Annotated in this window: 15 protein-coding genes; 13 read left to right on the top strand and 2 right to left on the bottom strand. The window is 51.7% G+C overall.

The window, feature by feature from the left end:
- The first annotated feature begins 104 nt into the window (after positions 1 to 104).
- The 13 genes from FCN15_RS00165 to FCN15_RS00105 all read left to right on the top strand — a co-directional run bounded on the left by FCN15_RS00165 (position 105) and on the right by FCN15_RS00105 (position 15,099).
- Complete coding sequence (locus FCN15_RS00165; RefSeq protein WP_138492931.1) at positions 105 to 734, top strand: hypothetical protein; 630 nt, start codon at positions 105 to 107, stop codon at positions 732 to 734.
- A 189-nt stretch (positions 735 to 923) separates the two neighbouring features.
- Positions 924 to 3,812 carry an ATP-dependent DNA helicase DinG gene (gene dinG / locus FCN15_RS00160; protein WP_138492930.1) on the top strand — a complete coding sequence of 963 codons (2,889 nt, stop codon included), beginning with the start codon at positions 924 to 926 and terminating at the stop codon, positions 3,810 to 3,812.
- Positions 3,813 to 3,814: 2 nt separating this feature from the next.
- Positions 3,815 to 4,462 (top strand): redox-sensing transcriptional repressor Rex, encoded by a 648-nt coding sequence (locus FCN15_RS00155; protein ID WP_138492929.1) that lies wholly within the window; start codon positions 3,815 to 3,817, stop codon positions 4,460 to 4,462.
- Complete coding sequence (locus FCN15_RS00150) at positions 4,452 to 5,750, top strand: amidohydrolase (protein ID WP_138492928.1); 1,299 nt, start codon at positions 4,452 to 4,454, stop codon at positions 5,748 to 5,750. The genes FCN15_RS00155 and FCN15_RS00150 overlap by 11 nt, the downstream gene beginning before the upstream one ends.
- 51 nt (positions 5,751 to 5,801) lie before the next feature.
- Positions 5,802 to 6,287, top strand: a complete 486-nt coding sequence (locus tag FCN15_RS00145) for a cell wall elongation regulator TseB-like domain-containing protein (RefSeq protein WP_138492927.1) — start codon at positions 5,802 to 5,804, stop codon at positions 6,285 to 6,287.
- A 376-nt stretch (positions 6,288 to 6,663) separates the two neighbouring features.
- Positions 6,664 to 7,197, top strand: coding sequence for a hypothetical protein (locus FCN15_RS00140; RefSeq protein ID WP_138492926.1), 534 nt, complete (start codon positions 6,664 to 6,666; stop codon positions 7,195 to 7,197).
- Positions 7,190 to 8,692, top strand: a complete 1,503-nt coding sequence (locus FCN15_RS00135) for an AAA family ATPase (RefSeq protein WP_138492925.1) — start codon at positions 7,190 to 7,192, stop codon at positions 8,690 to 8,692. Before FCN15_RS00140 ends, FCN15_RS00135 begins: the two co-directional genes overlap by 8 nt.
- A gap of 138 nt (positions 8,693 to 8,830) precedes the next feature.
- Positions 8,831 to 9,703, top strand: a complete 873-nt coding sequence (locus tag FCN15_RS00130) for a 3-hydroxyacyl-CoA dehydrogenase family protein (protein WP_138492924.1) — start codon at positions 8,831 to 8,833, stop codon at positions 9,701 to 9,703.
- Positions 9,700 to 10,905 carry an acetate kinase gene (locus FCN15_RS00125; RefSeq protein WP_138492923.1) on the top strand — a complete coding sequence of 402 codons (1,206 nt, stop codon included), beginning with the start codon at positions 9,700 to 9,702 and terminating at the stop codon, positions 10,903 to 10,905. The genes FCN15_RS00130 and FCN15_RS00125 overlap by 4 nt, the downstream gene beginning before the upstream one ends.
- A 36-nt stretch (positions 10,906 to 10,941) precedes the next feature.
- Positions 10,942 to 12,237: an asparagine--tRNA ligase gene (gene asnS / locus FCN15_RS00120; RefSeq protein ID WP_138492922.1), complete on the top strand. Its 1,296-nt coding sequence runs from the start codon at positions 10,942 to 10,944 to the stop codon at positions 12,235 to 12,237.
- A 21-nt stretch (positions 12,238 to 12,258) separates the two neighbouring features.
- Positions 12,259 to 12,975: a DnaD domain protein gene (locus tag FCN15_RS00115; protein WP_138492921.1), complete on the top strand. Its 717-nt coding sequence runs from the start codon at positions 12,259 to 12,261 to the stop codon at positions 12,973 to 12,975.
- A 188-nt stretch (positions 12,976 to 13,163) separates the two neighbouring features.
- Positions 13,164 to 13,763, top strand: a complete 600-nt coding sequence (locus FCN15_RS00110; RefSeq protein ID WP_138492920.1) for a nitroreductase family protein — start codon at positions 13,164 to 13,166, stop codon at positions 13,761 to 13,763.
- A 214-nt stretch (positions 13,764 to 13,977) separates the two neighbouring features.
- Entirely contained in the window at positions 13,978 to 15,099 is a 1,122-nt protein-coding gene (locus tag FCN15_RS00105) for an AbrB family transcriptional regulator (RefSeq protein WP_138492919.1), read from the top strand.
- Positions 15,100 to 15,216: 117 nt separating this feature from the next.
- Here the strand turns inward: FCN15_RS00105 and gcvPB are convergent, their stop codons facing one another.
- The gene (gene gcvPB / locus FCN15_RS00100) at positions 15,217 to 16,695 is read right to left on the bottom strand and encodes an aminomethyl-transferring glycine dehydrogenase subunit GcvPB (protein WP_203232056.1); all 1,479 of its coding nucleotides are present in this window, start codon (positions 16,693 to 16,695) and stop codon (positions 15,217 to 15,219) included.
- Positions 16,692 to 18,044, bottom strand: a complete 1,353-nt coding sequence (gene gcvPA, locus FCN15_RS00095; protein WP_138492918.1) for an aminomethyl-transferring glycine dehydrogenase subunit GcvPA — start codon at positions 18,042 to 18,044, stop codon at positions 16,692 to 16,694. Before gcvPA ends, gcvPB begins: the two co-directional genes overlap by 4 nt.
- Position 18,045: the final 1 nt, after the last annotated feature.

The raw sequence follows: 18,045 nt of genomic DNA, 5'->3' as shown, positions 1-18,045 counted from the left end.
ATGAAAAAGCCCGCTTGAACAAAAAATGAAGATAAACCTGAACCAATCTAAATTTCCGGTTCAGTTTCGCACTGATTTCATTTTTTATTCAGTGAGGTGGGGTAATGTTTGAACATATCTTTGCGGAGATGAACAGCACACTGGAGGAGATCGCCCGCTACTATCCGGCTGCTACCGGCGAACAGAAGCAGGTGCTGGGCATGAAATGGAAAGTACTGAAGCAAATGAGTGACGGCATTATCGAGGAATGGATGACCCTGGAAGAGAAAATGGGGGAAATCCGCAGGAAATGCGGGAATTTCGAGGCTCCAAGCCAGCTGAAGATTGTAGAGCTGGATGGAGGACCATTCGAAAGAGGGCAAGGGTATTTCAGCCTGCAAATGTACAAACAGGCCTCCGAGCAGTTTGAGCACGCTTCCTGCCAATACCCGGACAGTCCGCTTCCGCTGCTGTTCCTTGCAGCCTGCTGCATCCATTTGGACGACCGGAAGAATGCGGCCGGTTATTTCAGCTATATTCTGACTCACGGTGAGGACAGGAGGCTTAAAGCCGTCTGCTGCAACGCGCTCGGCTGCATTGCGGCAATGGAGAGCCGCCCGGAGAAGGCGCGGGAATTATTTTTAACTGCGTATAAGCTTGACCCCAGCCTGCCGGAGCCTCTAGCCAACCTGGAGGCGTGCATGGCGAACAAGGGAGCTTTTCAATTTGAGGGCCAGCTGCATACTTTCTTGTGAAGCGGCCAATGCGTAGGCGATGCGTGAAAACGCATCGTTTTTTTCAGACAGCACTTGTGAAAACTGAAACGTGGTCCAAGGCTGTCCACGTGCAGCATTTCACCTGCCGGTCTGCCGTTTAATTTTCAAACGGGTTATTTTTTGTTATGCTAGGGGATAGACCCCGAAAGAAAGGGATTTTACAAACCAATGAAGTATGCTGTGCTTGATTTTGAAACGACAGGTAATCAGTCCTCTGACGAAATTATTCAGGTAGGGCTTGCCATCATAGATCATGATTCCACCATTTCAAAGGTTTATTCTTCTTATGTCAAACCAGGTGTGCCGATCCCTCCATTCATTACGGGATTGACTGGCATTACCGAAGAAGATGTTGCCGATGCGCCTGCGATTGATGAAGTGCTGATGGAAATGGTCCCTCTGCTGGAGGATGTGGTGCTGGTAGGCCACAATGTCGCTTTCGACTTTAATTTCCTGCAGCAGGCTTTGGATAGCAGCGGTTATCTTCCTTTTACAGGCCGCATTCTGGATACGATGGATTTCTTGAAAATTTGCTTTCCATCCCTTCATTCCTACCAGCTCGGGCTTGTCAGCTCGGAATTCGGGCTGCAGCATGACCGTCCGCACCAGGCGGACAGCGACGCTGTCGCTACGGCTCTGATCTTTCTGAAGTGTCTGGAGGAGCTTGCTGAGCTTCCTCTGATTACAATTCAGAGGCTTGCGGATTTATTTGCTGCGGAGGACAGTGATTTGGGCTGGTTTTTTGATGCCCTCTTAGCGGAACGGGAAAGCCGGGCGGAGCAAACCGATGATGCTGGTTATATTTATTACCGGCAGTTTGCGCTTGCCAGTGACGACTGGATGGATATTCTGCCTGCTAGGCATGAAATGGAAGAGAATCCGCTCTCCGGCGTAACCTTTGAAAGCTTTCTGGGACAGGTTCAGGACAACCTGAAGCTCAAGCTGCCTTATTACGAGGAGCGGGAAGCGCAGAACATTATGCTCCATGAGGTGGAGCAGGCTTTTGCTGAAGATAAGCATCTGCTTGTGGAAGCCGGAACCGGCACGGGAAAAAGCCTTGGCTATCTGCTGCCTGCCATTTATTCCTCGGTCAAAACCGGGGAGAAGGTCATGGTCAGCACTCATACCATTAATCTGCAGGAGCAGCTTAGGGAACGGGATATCCCGTTATTGACGGAAGCCGTGCCATTTCCTTTCCGGGCAGCGGTATTTAAAGGAAGGCAGCACTATTTATGTCTGCGCAAGTTTGAACACAAGCTCAGCCGGCGTGACTTTGTAAGTCCTAAAGAGGATTCCATTACGGCTGCCCAGATGATCGTCTGGTTAAGCCAGACGGAAACAGGGGATGCAGAGGAGCTGAATCTCGGCCGCGGAGGCGATTTCTGGGATACGGTTGCCAGCGAATCGGACTCTTGTCTGGGACGCGCCTGTCCCTGGTTCCGCAAATGCTTCTATCACCGCGCCAAACATGAAGCAAGTGTAGCCGATGTTGTCATTACCAATCATTCGAAGCTCTTTACTGATATACAGGCAGGCCATCAGCTGCTGCCCGCTTACGAGAGGCTTGTCATCGACGAAGCCCATCATCTTGAGGATGTAGCAGGCAAACATTTGGGTCTGCATATGAATTATTTTTCCTTTATCCATACATTAACCCGGCTGTTTAAAGACAGCCGCACCGGCCAGCTGCCGAATCTCCGGCTTCTGCTTGCATCGTCTGGAGCCGAGAAGGCTTCGGGCTGGGCGGAGACCATTGACTCTCTCTATCCTGCCCTGCTTGAAGTGAAGGAGAGCTGGGACAAACTGACGGAGCTGATGTTCGGGCTGATGTCGGAACGCAGCGACGCAGCGCCGGGAGAGCCGGGACAATTTGTAAAAAGACTCCTCCCCTCCCGGAAACCGGAGCAGTGGGAGATCTTAAGCGTCCTGGAGAATCAGATTCATGTCTCCATCAGCGAGGTGCTGCGCAAAGGAGACCGGCTGCTGGCTGAAATCAAGGAAGAGCAGGAGGATTACGGCGCCGAAGGGCTTCTGACAGATATAGGCGGACTGCTCAAGGATCTCGGCAGTGAACGCGATTCCCTGCGCAGCTTCATGAAGCTGGACAGCGAGGATAATGTCTACTGGCTGGAAGCCAACGGCCATTACCGCAGCAAGTCCCTTCAGCTCTACGCGGTTCCGATTGATGTCAGCAAGCAGCTGCAGACGTACTTCTTCGACAAGAGGAAGAGTGTTGTCATGACTTCAGCGACCCTGACCGTAGACAAATCCTTTGATTATATGATCGATCAGCTGGGATTGAAGGATGCGGGTGAGCAGAACCGGCTTAATACCGCGATTCTTCCTTCTCCTTTTAATTACAGAGAGCAGGCGCTGCTCGTGATTCCGCGGGATTTTCCAAGTGTGAAAGGCAGCGTCGGCGATGCTCATTTTGTAAATACACTCGTTGATTCTCTGGCCGAATCGGCAGCTGCAACAAACGGCAGGATGCTTGTCCTGTTCACTTCGTACCGGATGCTCAAGCAGGTGTACGAACCGCTTAAGGAGAAGCTCTCCGCTCATCAGATTACGGTGATCGGGCAGGGAATGGACAGCGGCAGCCGGACCAAATTGACGAGACGCTTTCAGAGCAAGGATGCTTCGGTTCTGCTTGGAACGAGCAGCTTCTGGGAGGGCGTTGATATTCCGGGTGACGCTTTGACAAGCCTGGCCATTGTCCGTCTTCCGTTTCAGCCTCCGAATCATCCGCTGGTGGAAGCCAAGAGCGAACGTCTGCAGCAGCAGAAGAAGAACCCGTTCACCAAGCTCTCCGTGCCGCAGGCGGTTATCCGCTTTAAGCAGGGGTTTGGCCGGCTGGTCCGGACCTCGAGGGATAAGGGAATCGTTATTGTGTACGATACACGGATTCTGGATACCTATTATGGCAAGCATTTTCTATATTCCCTCCCGGGTCCCAAGATGGAGCATATGCCGCTAAGCCAAATGGTCCCCCGGATCGCGGAGTGGCTTGAACCTATGGAAAATCGCGCCGAGGAAGGCGCAGTAAAGGGTGAATAACAATGAAATCTGAAAAAATATCGGATGCCGTCGTCCGGCGCATGCCTGTATATCTTCGTTATTTGAATGAGCTGCAGAGCCGCGACGTCATGACGGTATCCTCGCAGGAGCTCGGACAAAATCTCGATCTGAACCCGGCCCAGATCCGTAAGGATCTCGCTTATTTCGGAGATTTCGGCCGCAAGGGCATCGGATATGACGTAGCTTATCTGATCGAGAAGATCCGCCAGATCCTGAATCTGGATCAGGAGATTAGTGTAGCCTTGGTGGGGGCCGGTAATTTAGGTCAAGCCCTCTCCAATTACAATATGTATTTGAAGGACAATATGAAGATCGTTGCAGTGTTTGATGCATCGGAATCCAAAATCGGCAGCCGGATCAACTATTTGACTGTTCAGCCGATCGAGGAACTGAAGGCAACTGTCATGAATATGGGAGTCCGCATCGGAATTATTACCGTTCCGCACTGGGAGGCCCAAAGAGTTGCGGACCAGCTGGTCGAAGCCGGCATTCAGGCCATTCTGAATTTTGCGCCGGTCATTTTAAAGGTTCCGGCAGAGGTCCGGGTGCATGCAGCCGACTTTACAACAGACCTGCTAAGCCTCGCTTACTATTTGGATCAAGGAAAGGAAACTTCGGATGAGTCGTAAATGGTTGATTAAGAACGGTACTTTTGCCGTAATGAATTCTGAGCAGCCGGTCGTGCGCGGTTATATGCTGATCGAAGATGACCGGATTAAGTACATTGGCGAAGAATTACCTGCAGGAGAAGAAGCGGCTGAAACATTTGACGGAACTGGTCTACTGTTTCTCCCCGGTCTGGTCAATACCCACGGCCATGCCGCCATGTCGCTGCTCCGCGGTTATGGTGACGATCTCGCCCTGCAGGTTTGGCTGCAGGAGAAAATGTGGCCGATGGAGGCCAAATTCACCAGCGAAGACGTTTATCACGGAACTGCGCTGTCCGTGCTTGAAATGCTCAAGGGCGGCACAACCACTTTTCTGGATATGTACGACCACATGGACCAGGTGGGAAAGGTTGCCGAAGAGAGCGGCATCCGCGCCGTTCTGACCCGCGGAGTGATCGGGCTGTGCCCGCCGGAGGTTCAAACGGCCAAGCTTGAGGATGCGGTCAGCTTTGCGAAGCAGTGGCACGGTGCGGCTGACGGCCGTATTACGTCCATGATGTCGCCACATGCGCCATACACCTGCCCTCCGGACTATATTGAAAGAATTGTGCAGGCGGCCCATGATCTGGATCTGCCTTTGCATGCCCACATGTCCGAGACCCTCGCCGAGGTTGAGCAAAACGTGCGGGATTACGGTGTGCGTCCGGTGGAGCATCTGCTGAAGCTGGGATTGTTCTCCCGGCCGTCGCTGGTTGCGCATGCGGTTCATTTAACGGATGAAGAGATTCAGATTCTTGCCGAGAATCATGTCGGTGTATCCCATAACCCGGGCAGCAACCTGAAGCTGGCGAGCGGGGTAGCCCGCGTGGTTGACCTGATGAAGGCTGGCGTAACGGTTTCATTGGGAACGGACGGACCAGCCAGCAACAACAATCTCGATATGTTTGAAGAAATCCGTCTGGCAGCTTTGATTCATAAAGGCGTAACAGGAGATCCAACGGCGGTTCCGGCTCTGGAAGCTCTAAAAATGGGGACGGAATACGGCGCTAAATCGCTGTTCCTTCCTGAGGTAGGTGCGCTGAAAGCGGGAATGAAGGCCGATTTTATTGCGCTGAATACCGAGCAGGCTCATTTTCTGCCAAGAACCGATTTCATCTCCCATGCCGTATATTCAGCGGCTGCACAGGACGTTGAACATGTATGGGTTGACGGACGCCAGGTGGTCAAACACCGCGAATGCCTGACTTTAGATGAAGAGCGGATCCGCTTTGAAGCCCAGAAGGCGTTTGAAGGTCTCCTTGCCCGATAAGCCGTTTGGCGCAAGCGGAAGTGAAGGCTGGGAGAGGAGGGAGTTGAAGCTTTGAGGACAAGGACAAAATGGATCCTGACTGCAATTCTGATCGCAGCTGCCGTCCTCTTCGGACTCTACCGTTATTATGTGTATACCATGCAGGATACCTGGAGCCAGGAGGATGCGGCTATTCTCAAAGCGAAGCAGGAGGCCGGTCTGGTCAAGACAATCGGGGTCACCAAATCGGTCTGGGATGATGTATGCTGGGTAGTCGAAGGCAAAAACGCTTCGGATGAGCATATCATGGTCTGGATTGAGGAAGGCAAAGCACCTCATGCCGAAGTAGTCAACACGGGTTCAACCAAGAAAGCCATCGAGAGCCAGATTAAAGCGCTGATGCCGGATGCCGCAATCAAACGGCTGGTTCCCGGCGTTTACAACGGCCAATATGTATGGCAGCTCTATTATAAAGAGAAAGACCATTACTATTACCGCTTCTTCAGCTTTGCTACCGGTGAGGCGCTTACTGAAGAGTTCACGCTTCCAAACCGATAGCAGCTCAAACAAAGCTGCAACAAAGCGGCGTATGGGAGCAAAGAATATTGCAGAAATAAAATATATCAGCAAAGAAATATAGCAGTATATACAGCATTAAAGGAGCACCTCCGCGGAGGATGCTCCTTTTTTCTGGCGAGTCAATGGCAAAGCTTTGATAGGTTCACTGATTTTGAGAAAAAATCCTTAAAATTAAAAATAAGTTCATATTTTTATATGAGATTGATATATATTCTGTGATATACTAGATTCTGTATTTGAGATCAGCAAAGAAACGCGATGAATTCCAGCGCGTTTGGATAGTCGGTAGTATAGCAAGTGATATATCAATAACATCATTAATGATTGCACTTTTAGATAAAGAGGAGGATTTTACTTGAAACTGCGTCTATTTCCGATTGTTGCTACTGTAGTCGTTTCGGCCCTCCTGCTGTTTGGCGGCTGGTACGGTTACCGTCAGATTGCGCTTCAGAGTCCGCTTGAGAAAATGGTTAAGGAATATGACGGCGTCAACAGCGCCCAGTTTGATATTACCCACAGTACGGTCGGTTTGAAACTCGATTTGGAGCCGGGAACGGATTTAAGAGATTTGATCCAGCATATCAAGGATAACGGCGCTTCGCTGATTGCCGGCAAGGAGCTTCAGGTAGAAGTGAAGGACCATTCCAATGACGCTTTGGATAAATGGTGGTCGGAAGCCTTGTTTCCGATAGCCGAAGCGATGGAGAACAAGCGTTATACTGAAATTACCAGCACGCTGAATGAGATGACGGCTGATCTGCCAGGCCTGAAGGCAACGGCTGAGATGGACGATACCAACGTCTATATTACGCTGACTGATGGAGATGCCAGCAAGTTTATTATTTTGCCGCGTACCGGCGAACAACTGGGGGTGTGGAACAATGCCTAAATGGACCAAAGAGATTTTGATCGGTTTTGTTCCGGTTCTTCTTATTTTTCTGGCTTATATCGGTTTGAATATTTTACCTGTGATCGTGGCAGTAATCATGCTTGGCGCTCTGTACACCTTATCGGTGATGAGAGGCGGTCTTGCGGTTGGTGCTTCCCAGGAACGGAAACGCAAGAAATCAGGCCCTGCCAAATTGACCTTTGAAGAAATCGGGGGCCAGGACAGTGCCAAGCAGGAGCTTCGTGAAGCGCTCGACTTTATGGTCCGGCATGAAGAGATCCAGAAGTTCGGCATTCGTCCAATTAAAGGCATTCTGCTGACAGGCCCTCCGGGAACAGGCAAGACGCTGATGGCTAAGGCGGCAGCTCATTATACAAATTCGGTATTTGTCGCTTCGTCAGGCAGTGAGTTTGTGGAAATGTACGTCGGGGTCGGCGCGAGCCGCATCCGTGATTTGTTCAAAGAAGCCCGCAGCCGGGCAGCGAAAGAGAACAAGCAGAATGCGATTATTTTTATTGATGAAATTGATGTCATCGGCGGGAAGAGAGAAGGCGGGCAGCAGCGTGAGTATGATCAGACGCTGAACCAGCTGCTGACGGAGATGGACGGGATTTATACGTCTGAATCACCGCGCATTCTGATTATTGCAGCTACCAACCGGAAGGAAATGCTGGACAGCGCCCTGCTGCGTCCGGGCCGGTTTGACCGTCATATCCAGGTTGATCTGCCGGATAAGAAAGGCCGTATGATGATTCTGGATATCCACGCGAAAAATAAACCGATCCACGAATCCGTAAGTCTGGAACGGGTAGCAGAGGAATCCTACGGCTTCTCAGGCGCGCAGCTGGAGAGCGTGATGAACGAAGCGGCTATCTATGCGATGCGCAGTAATGAGCCGCATATCCGGCAGCAGCATCTTTCGATGGCGGTCGACAAAGTCATGCTGGGCGAGAAGACAGACCGTGAGTCCACCCAGGAAGAGAAACGCCGGGTGGCTATCCACGAATTGGGACATGCGATTATGGCCGAAATTGTGGCACCGGGAAGCGTCAACCAGGTTGTGCTGAGCCCGCGCGGACAAGCTTTGGGTTACGTCCGTCATAATCCGCAGGAGGAGCAGTATCTGTATACCAAGAGTTATCTGGAAGGCCAGATCATGGTGGCGCTCGGCGGAGCGGCGGCGGAAGAGATTTATTACGGGGGCCGAAGCACAGGCTCGCGCAACGATTTCGAGCAGGCGCTGAACCTGGTGCAGACCATGATGACCTCAGGCTTGACATCCCTTGGGATTGTAAATATGGATATGGTCACTACTGAAGTGCTGATGAAGGAGAACCAGTCGATCCTCGATGACCTGGCGATCCGCACCAAACAGCTGCTGATTGACCATTCTGAAGTGTTTGACCGTTCCCTCGACATCTTGTTTAAGGATGAACGGATGTCTGGAGACGAGTTTAGATGTCTATTTCGTGACAATGCACTGCAGCCGGCCTGATTTATTCAGCCGGTTATTTTTTTTTACTTTTTGCCCGTGCTAAGATATTATTATATGTTGGGTGTAGAAAGATGTATTCTTCGACATCAAGGGTATATTATGTAGAAGGATAAGACGAAAGGATGGAGTAAGAGAACCATGAACTTTAAGAAAATAGGAGTTATCGGCGGCGGCACGATGGGGCAGGGCATTTGTGAAATGCTGGCTGGCAAAGGACTAGACGTGCTTCTGGTTGAAGAGAATGAAGCGAAGCTGAATTATGCTTACGATATGATTGAAACCAGCCTTGACAAGCAGCTCGAGAAATGGGCGATCACAAAAGCAGAGAAAAAGCTGATTTTGTCGAAAATTCAAAAAGTAACTCATTTGGCAGATCTGGGGCAGGCCGATATGGTCATTGAGACCATTTCCGAGGATTTGGAAGCGAAGAAGAAAGTCTTCCAAAAGCTCGACCAGGTATGTCCAAGCAACATTATTCTTGCAAGCAACACCTCAACATTGAGCCTCACCGAGATTGCGGGTTCCACCAAATATCCGGAACGCGTGATCGGCATGCACTTTATTTATCCTGTTTCTAAAATCAGCCTGGTTGAAATTATCCGCGGCCTCAAAACTTCTGACCAAACCTTTGAAGAAACAAAGGCGTTCGTTGAAGAAGTCGTCGACAAGCGCGGCATTATGGTTAACGAATCTCCAGGGTTTGTGACTTCCCGGATCATCTGCCTGATGATCAACGAAGCACTGCACGTCCTGGGTGAAGGCGTAGCCTCCGCAGAGGATATTGACGATGCAATGCGCATCGGCTATCAGTTCCAGTACGGACCGCTTGAAATGGCTGACCGTTTTGGCCTCGATTCTGTCCTGGCGGCGCTTGAGCGGATGTTCCGCGATTTCGGCGAGCTCAAATACCGCCCTTCTTTCGTGTTGAAGAAAATGGTCCGCGCAGGCAATCTGGGCGTTAAGGCCGGCGAAGGATTTTTCAAATACGACAAGGATGGTGACCGTCTGTGAAATTACTCGTAATCAACGCGGGAAGCTCTTCCCTGAAATACCAGCTGTATGACATGACTGATGAATCGGTATTGGCCAAAGGCCTCGTGGAGAGAATCGGGATGGATTCCTCCATTCTGACGCATAAGCCGACCGGCAAAGAAGAAGTGACAGAGGTCAGCGAAATTCTGGAGCATACTACGGCTATCCGCAAAGTGCTGGATAAGCTGGTGGATCAAGAACACGGTGTACTGAACTCCGTTGACGAGATCCAAGCAGTGGGCCACCGCGTTGTGCATGGCGGCGAATACTTCAAGAGCTCTGCGCTCGTAACTCCGGAAGCCAAAGCGGAAATCCGCCGTCTGTTTGATCTGGCGCCGCTGCACAATCCGCCGGCTATTTCCGGTATTACAGCTGCCGAGAAGAACATGCCTGGAGTACCGCAGGTGGTTGTGTTCGATACGGCTTTCCACCAGACGATGGAAGAGAAAGTGTTCCTTTATCCGATTCCTAAAGTTCTTTATAAGAAACACCACGTCCGCCGCTATGGCATGCACGGCACTTCCCATTATTACGTTAGCCGCATAGCATCCGAATACCTGAACCGTCCGCTTGAGGACCTGAAGATCATTACCTGCCATATCGGGAACGGCGGCAGCTTGACTGCGGTTAAAGACGGCAAATCTATGGATACTTCAATGGGCCTTACGCCGCTTGAAGGTCTGATGATGGGTACGCGCAGCGGTGACCTGGACCCGGCCGTAGTTACCTTTGTCATGAACAAGGAAGAGCTCAGCATCAGCGAAGTGAACTCCATGTTGAATAAGCACAGCGGCCTCTTGGCGATCTCCGGAAGCAGCAGCGATATGCGCGACATTACGGACGGACTTGAAGCCGGCGAGCCTAACGCTACTTTGGCCTTTGAAATGTACGAATACCGTCTCCGGAAATACATCGGCTCCTATGCTGCGGCAATGAACGGGGTAGACGTGATTGTCTTTACCGCGGGCGTGGGTGAGAACTCTGCAATCGTACGTGAAAAAGTGTGCGAAAATCTGACATACCTCGGCGTCGAGATCGATCCGGAGCTGAACAAGATCCGTTCCGGCGAGCCGCGCCGCATTTCTTCTCCGAATTCGAAGGTGGAAGTTCTCGTTGTTCCAACAAACGAAGAGCTGGTTATCGCACGCGATACCCTTCGCATTGTAGAAGAAAACCGTTAATCCAATCATTATTGTAACGTAAGAGGAGAGAATGAAATGGCGATCAAAACCGTAATTCGGCAGGTCAAGGACCATGTCGGGGAGAGCGTCGTAATCGGCAGCTGGATTAATAACAAACGCTCCAGCGGTAAAATTCAATTTTTGCAGCTCCGCGATGGTACAGGTTATATCCAGGGCGTAGTTGTGAAGAACGAAGTGCCGGAAGAAGTCTGGAACCTGGCAAAGAGCCTGACTCAGGAAAGCTCCGTGTATGTGACCGGGTTGATCCGCGAGGAGCCAAGAAGCAAATCCGGCTACGAGATGACAGTTACAGGGATCGAATTGATCCAGCTGACCGAGAATTACCCGATTACACCTAAAGAACACGGGATCGACTTCCTGATGGATCACCGTCATCTCTGGCTGCGTTCCACCAAGCAGCGTGCGATTCTGGTCATTCGTGCGGAAATTGTCCGCGCCGTGCAGGAATTTTTTGATACGAACGGCTTTACTCTGGTAGATCCGCCGATTCTGACACCAACCTCCGCGGAAGGAACAACCAACCTGTTCCATACCAAATATTTTGAAGAGGATGCTTATCTGACGCAAAGCGGCCAGCTGTACATGGAAGCCGCGGCGATGGCGCTGGGCAAGGTTTATTCCTTTGGCCCGACGTTCCGTGCCGAGAAATCCAAGACGCGCCGCCATTTGATCGAGTTCTGGATGATCGAGCCGGAAATGGCCTTTACCGACCATGAAGAAAGTCTGCAGGTGCAGGAGAACTTCATTTCGCATATTGTTCAGTCTGTACTAAAGAATTGCCGTCCTGAGCTTGAAACCCTCGAACGCGATATTTCCAAGCTGGAAAATATTCAAGCGCCATTCCCGCGGATTACTTATGACGCTGCGATTGAGTTCTTGAACAAGCAAGGATTTGACATTCCTTGGGGCGAGGATTTTGGTGCGCCGCATGAAACGGCGATCGCTGAAGCCTACGACAAACCGGTATTTATTACCCATTATCCGGCCGGGATTAAAGCTTTCTACATGAAGCCGGACCCTAACCGCCCGGAAGTGGTTATGTGTGCGGATATGATCGCTCCGGAAGGCTACGGCGAGATTATCGGCGGCTCTCAGCGTATTGATGATCCGGCTCTTATGGAAGAGCGTTTCAAAGAGCATGAGCTGTCTGCAGAAGCTTACCAGTGGTACATGGATCTGCGGAAGTACGGAACGGTTCCTCACTCCGGCTTTGGCCTTGGACTGGAACGGACAGTAGCCTGGATCTGCGGATTGGATCACGTCCGGGAAACGATTCCTTTCCCTCGTACGCTTTATCGTCTGTATCCGTAATGCAGCATGAGGTGAGCCAGCATGGCGATGAATGAAGGCTGGAAAATATGGGCGAACGGTATCGCCTACGGCTTGGAGAACGGAACCGTCAACGTGCCGGCCGCACTGCTTGGCCATTACAGGCGTCTGAAGCTGAGTGATATGGAAGCCATGCTGCTGATTCATCTGCTTCATTTCCGGCAGAGCAGAGGAAGTGAATTTCCTCCGCTCGCTGAAATCGAGCAGGTAATGAGCGCTCCTTCCGGCACGGTTGCTTCAGCGATCCGGAAGCTGATCAAAGACGGCTGGCTTGTGATCGACCAGGTGACGGATGAACGGACAGGCGTCCAATCCGAGCATTATCATTTAAACGGAATGTACAAGAAGCTGAGTGTATGTCTGGCTGAAGGCTTTGCCGCAGAGCGGAAGGAAGCCAGGCTTCAGGACCGCGGGCAGCTTGAGGATACAGGGGAACCGGACAACCTTCCTGCAAGGAACCTGTTTGTTGTATTTGAACAGGAGTTTGCCCGTCCGCTTTCGCCGATGGAATGCGAGACCATCTCCGGCTGGATCGACCAGGATGGTTATCCAGAGGAGCTGATCCGTATGGCGCTTAAAGAAGCAGTGTTTGCCGGCAAGGTTCATTTCCGCTATATCGACCGGATTTTGCTGGAATGGAGCAGAAACCGGGTCCGCACTGCGGATGAAGCCAAAGCTTATACACAGCGCTTTCGGGGCTCCGGCTCAGGGAGTAAATAAAATCTGGGAGTAAATAAAAATAGAGGCAGTCAGAAATACTATTTCTGGCTGCTTTTTATTTTTGTAAAGGGTTGACTTCATGTGGTTAACTATATTACACTATATTACGAAAAGTAATTAACGAACATTTCTGTGCTTACTAAATTACTTTCAATAATGTTAATGAAACCAAGGAGGAGTTAAAACTCATGAGCAAAATTTTGGAAGCTTTGAAAACAAGACGTTCGTACTACGGAATCAGCAATGAATCTACAATCAGCGATGATCAAATTGTAGAAATCGTTCAAGAGGCGGTTAAGTATACTCCTTCTTCTTTTAACTCGCAGACTGCACGCGCGGTTGTTCTGCTTGGTGAGAATCATAATAAATTGTGGGATATTACGAAGGAAGAACTGAGAAAAATTTCGAAGAGCGAAGAAGCTTTCGTCTCTACTTCGGAAAAAATGGCATCCTTCAACAACGGCTATGGCACCGTTCTCTTCTTTGAAGACGAGCAGGTCATCAAAGGTCTGCAGGAACAGTTCGCTGCTTACGCCGACAACTTCCCGGTTTGGGCAAATCAGGCTAACGGCATGCTGCAGCTGGTAGTATGGACATCTTTGGAGGAAGCAGGTTTGGGAGCATCCCTGCAGCACTATAATCCGCTGATTGACAGTGAAGTTCAATCCACTTGGGGAATTCCTTCGAGCTGGAAGCTGATTGCTCAAATGCCATTCGGCAAACCTGCTATGCAGCCTGGAGAGAAACAGTTCCAGCCGGTAGAAGAACGCGTGAAAGTATTCAAATAAGAAGCTTTCACTTGATATAAATTTGGAAGATCCGAGGCGATTTTGCTTCGGATCTTTCTATTTTTCTGGAGGAATAGAGAATGTTATGTCATTGATTACATATATAAATTATGCTATAATTTGCAGGCCGATTTGCTGGACGATTAGAATAGGGGAGACATGATTCCAAATAGGGATTTCATTCCTGCCGAGTCTTCTTAAAGGAGCAAGAGTTATGCATACAACGAAATTACAGGCCTGGAGGCTGCCGGGTCAGCTGCTTACGCTGGTTACAGCCCTACTGGGCGGTTGTCTATTTCAATGGGGAGGTCTGCCGATTCCCTGGCTGCTTGGTCCGATGATTGCAGCACTGATCGGTTCCTTATTGCTCAAGGGGCGTTATGCGTGGTCGGGGAAAACAAGGAATGCCGGCATGATCCTGGTCGGATATACGATCGGGCTGTCCATGACGGGAACGGCACTGAAATCCATGTCTCACCAGCTGCCTTCGATGGCTGCCATGACCGCACTGCTGCTGCTGATGTGTACAGGTTTTGCATACCTGATTTCAAGATTTTCCGGCATTGATTTCATTACCCTGCTGATGGGCAGCATTCCCGGAGGCTTGACCCAGGTGATAATGCTGGCGGAAGAAACAGAAGGGGCCGACATTACGATTGTTACCGTTTACCAGGTTATCCGGCTTATGATGATCATTATTCTTATCCCGCTGCTGATCTTCAGTCCGCTGTTTGGGTATCATCATCTGGCTGGCGTGCAGGCAGAAGCGGCGAATGCGGCGGGGACGGCAGCGGAGCATGGAGCGGGATTGAACGGGGAGCTGCTGGTCTTTCTGGCAGCTGCCGCTCTGTTTGCACTGCTGGCGAACCGGATCAAATTTCCGACAGCCTTTCTGCTTGGTCCTGCGATCGGGGCAGCGCTGCTGCAGGCAATCTGGCAGCCGGGCCCGGCACTTCCGCAGGTGCTGGTGAATGCCGCACAGCTGATGATCGGCTGTAACGTCGGACTGATGCTGAAGCCGGGAGCGCTGAAGAACAAGCTCAAGACGTTCGGCTGCGCACTGCTAAGCGGCGTGCTGCTGATTGCAGGTGCGTTTATCTTCGCGCTGGTTCTGAAATGGACGCAGTCGCTGTCCATGGCAACGGCTTTGCTCAGCATGGCTCCGGGCGGAATGGACCAAATGAGCATTATGGCGCATGAAATTCATGCCGAGCTGTCCGTGGTGGCGGGCTACCAGCTGTTTCGGACTTTCTTTATTTTTCTGGCGGTGCCGCCGCTGTTCCGGCTGTTTTATAAGTATCACAGCCGCCGGAAGGCAGCTTTAAACAGAGGTTAGGCTCTATCTATTCAACCAAACAGCCCCCGGCGGCCAGAGGCATTCTGGCAGCACGGGGGCTGTTTGGTATGCGTTAAAAACTTATTCTTCATAACAGCTTCAGGATCAGCTTCAGGATCAGCTGCAGGCGCAGTTTAATACCGGCTTTCTTGCCGCGCCCGTTTCATCCAGCCGGGTTACCGGCGTCGTGTAAGGCGCGTTCCGCAGCAGCTCCGGCTGATCCTTGGCTTCCCGGGCAATTTGAATCATGGTGTCAATAAAGCCGTCCAGCGTTTCTTTGCTTTCCGTTTCTGTCGGCTCGATCATGATGCACTCTTCCACGTTCAGCGGGAAGTAGATGGTCGGCGGATGATAGCCGAAATCGAGCAGCCGTTTGGCAACATCCAAAGTATGAATGCCATACGGCTTCAGACCGCTGCCGGACATGACAAACTCGTGCTTGCAGATCCGGTCATAGGGCATTTCAAAATAGGGGGCCAGGCGGGCGCGCATATAATTGGCGTTCAGCACGGCGTGCTCGGACACCGTACGAAGCCCTTCCGGACCGTAAGTTCGGATATAGGCATATGCGCGCACCAGAATGCCGAAATTGCCGTAATAGGCCTTAACACGGCCGATGGAGGAATCGTTTATGCCGCTGAACGCAAAGGAGCCGTCTTCCTGCTCGATGACGAGCGGACCTGGCAGATAAGGGGCCAGAATCTTTTTCACGCCGACAGGTCCTGCACCAGGGCCGCCGCCGCCGTGCGGTGTGCTCATCGTCTTGTGGAGGTTCAGATGCACAACATCGAAGCCCATATCGCCTGGGCGGGTAATGCCCATGATGGCGTTGGAGTTTGCCCCGTCGTAATAAAGCAGGCCGCCTGCCTCGTGCACAATTTCGGCAATTTCAAGGATCTGCTCCTCGAATAAGCCGAGCGTATTCGGATTTGTGAGCATCAGAGCGGCCGTGTCTTCACCAACTGCAGCACGCAGGGCGTCGAGATCAACCAGGCCGTTCGCTTTGGAAGGAAGGGTCACTGTCTGGAACCCGGCTACAGACGCGCTTGCCGGATTGGTCCCGTGTGAGGAGTCTGGCACAATGACCTTGATGCGTTTATGCTCGCCGCGTTCTTCGTGATAGGTCCGGATCATCATGAGTCCCGTCCATTCCCCGTGAGCGCCGGCTGCCGGCTGCAGAGTTACGGCATCCATTCCGGTCAGGCCGGCGAGGTCTTTTTGCAGCGTGTACATGAGCTCAAGCGCCCCCTGTACGCTTTCCTCCGGCTGATAAGGGTGGATTTTGGCAAAACCGGCATAGCGGGCGACATCCTCGTTGATCTTCGGATTGTATTTCATTGTACAGGAGCCTAACGGGTAAAAGCCGTTATCCACGCCGAAGTTGCGGCGGGAAAGCTCGGTATAATGGCGGACGACATCAACCTCGTATACTTCGGGCAGGGCGGCTTCCTCTTGACGGAGAAACTTCGCCGGAATTAACTCGTCAAGCGGCTGAACAGGTACGTCGATTTCCGGCAGGGAGTAAGCGATGCGTCCAGGAGTGCTGAGCTCGAAGATCAGCGCTTTATCTTTCAAATCTTGTGTGCTTATGCTCATAGGGATCCCTCCAGAATGACCGAGAACCGGTCGATTTCTTCTTTGCTGCGGCGTTCCGTTACGGCAATCAGCATATGACCCTCAAGCTCCGGATAGGCTCTGCCGAGATCATAGCCGCCGATGAAACCTTCAGCCAGCAGCCTGCTCTGCAGCGCGGCCATATCGGTGCCTTCCGGCAGCTTAATAGCAAATTCATTAAAAGTAGGCGAAGTAAAGGCTATGGATACACCGCTGCGGGCAGCCAGTGTTTGTTTGGCGTAATGACTCTTCTGCAAGTTAAGCTGCGCCGCCTCCTTGAGTCCCTGTCTGCCCATAAGCGACAAATAAACGGAAGCGCAGAGCGCGAGGAGCGCCTGATTGGAGCAAATATTCGAGGTCGCTTTCTCGCGGCGGATATGCTGCTCGCGGGCCTGCAGCGTCAGCACAAAGCCGCGTTTGCCGTTGCGGTCGGTCGTCTGGCCGACGATCCGTCCGGGCATGCGGCGCATATGCGCCTCGGATACGGCGAAGAATCCGCAGGTAGGGCCGCCGTAAGAGCCGGCAATGCCGAGCGGCTGGGCGTCGCCGACAACGATGTCAGCGCCCTGCTTGCCTGGTGCTTCTATTAAACCTAGTGCGAGGGGGTTGGTGCTGACAATCAGCAGCCCATTGCGGGCGTGAATGAGTTCTCCCGCAGCCTGCACATCTTCAATTGCGCCAAAGAAGTTTGGACTCTGCATAATGACTGCGGCAGTGTCCGGTGTAACGGCTTCTGCCAGCGCATCTGAATCCGTAATGCCGTTTACGGTACCCACCTCGACGATTTCCAGGTTTAGCCCGTGAGCGTAAGTCTGCAGCACTCCGCGTGCTTCAGGATGGACAGCGCGTGAAACGACGATTTGCTTGCGGCGGGCTGCGCTTGCGGCCAGGCTGGCTGCCTCGGCCAGCGCGGTAGCGCCGTCGTACATGCTGGCATTGGCCACGGCCATGCCGGTCAGCTCGCAGATATAGGACTGGAACTCAAAAATTGCCTGCAGCTCGCCCTGGCTGATCTCCGGCTGGTAGGGGGTATAAGCGGTGTAAAATTCGGACCGGGATACAATATGATTGATAACGGAAGGAACATGATGATCGTAAATGCCTGCGCCAAGGAAGCTGATATAACGGTCTGTATTTGCGTTCTTGCCGGCTAATGCGCCCATGTGGCGGGTCAGGGCATATTCATCCAGTCGGGAGGAAACAGGCAGCTCGCCTTTGAAGCGGATAGAGGCAGGAATGTCTGCGAACAAGTCTTCAATCGAATCCACGCCAATCACGGCAAGCATTTCCTTACTGTTATCTTCGGTAATCGGCAGGTAACGGTGTTTCATG

This window comes from Paenibacillus pinistramenti (genome assembly GCF_005869875.1).
Taxonomy (GTDB): Bacteria; Bacillota; Bacilli; order Paenibacillales; family Paenibacillaceae; genus Fontibacillus; species Fontibacillus pinistramenti.
The sequence above is the reverse complement of the archived record's forward strand: the minus strand, read 5'-3'. Positions and strand labels throughout refer to the sequence as shown.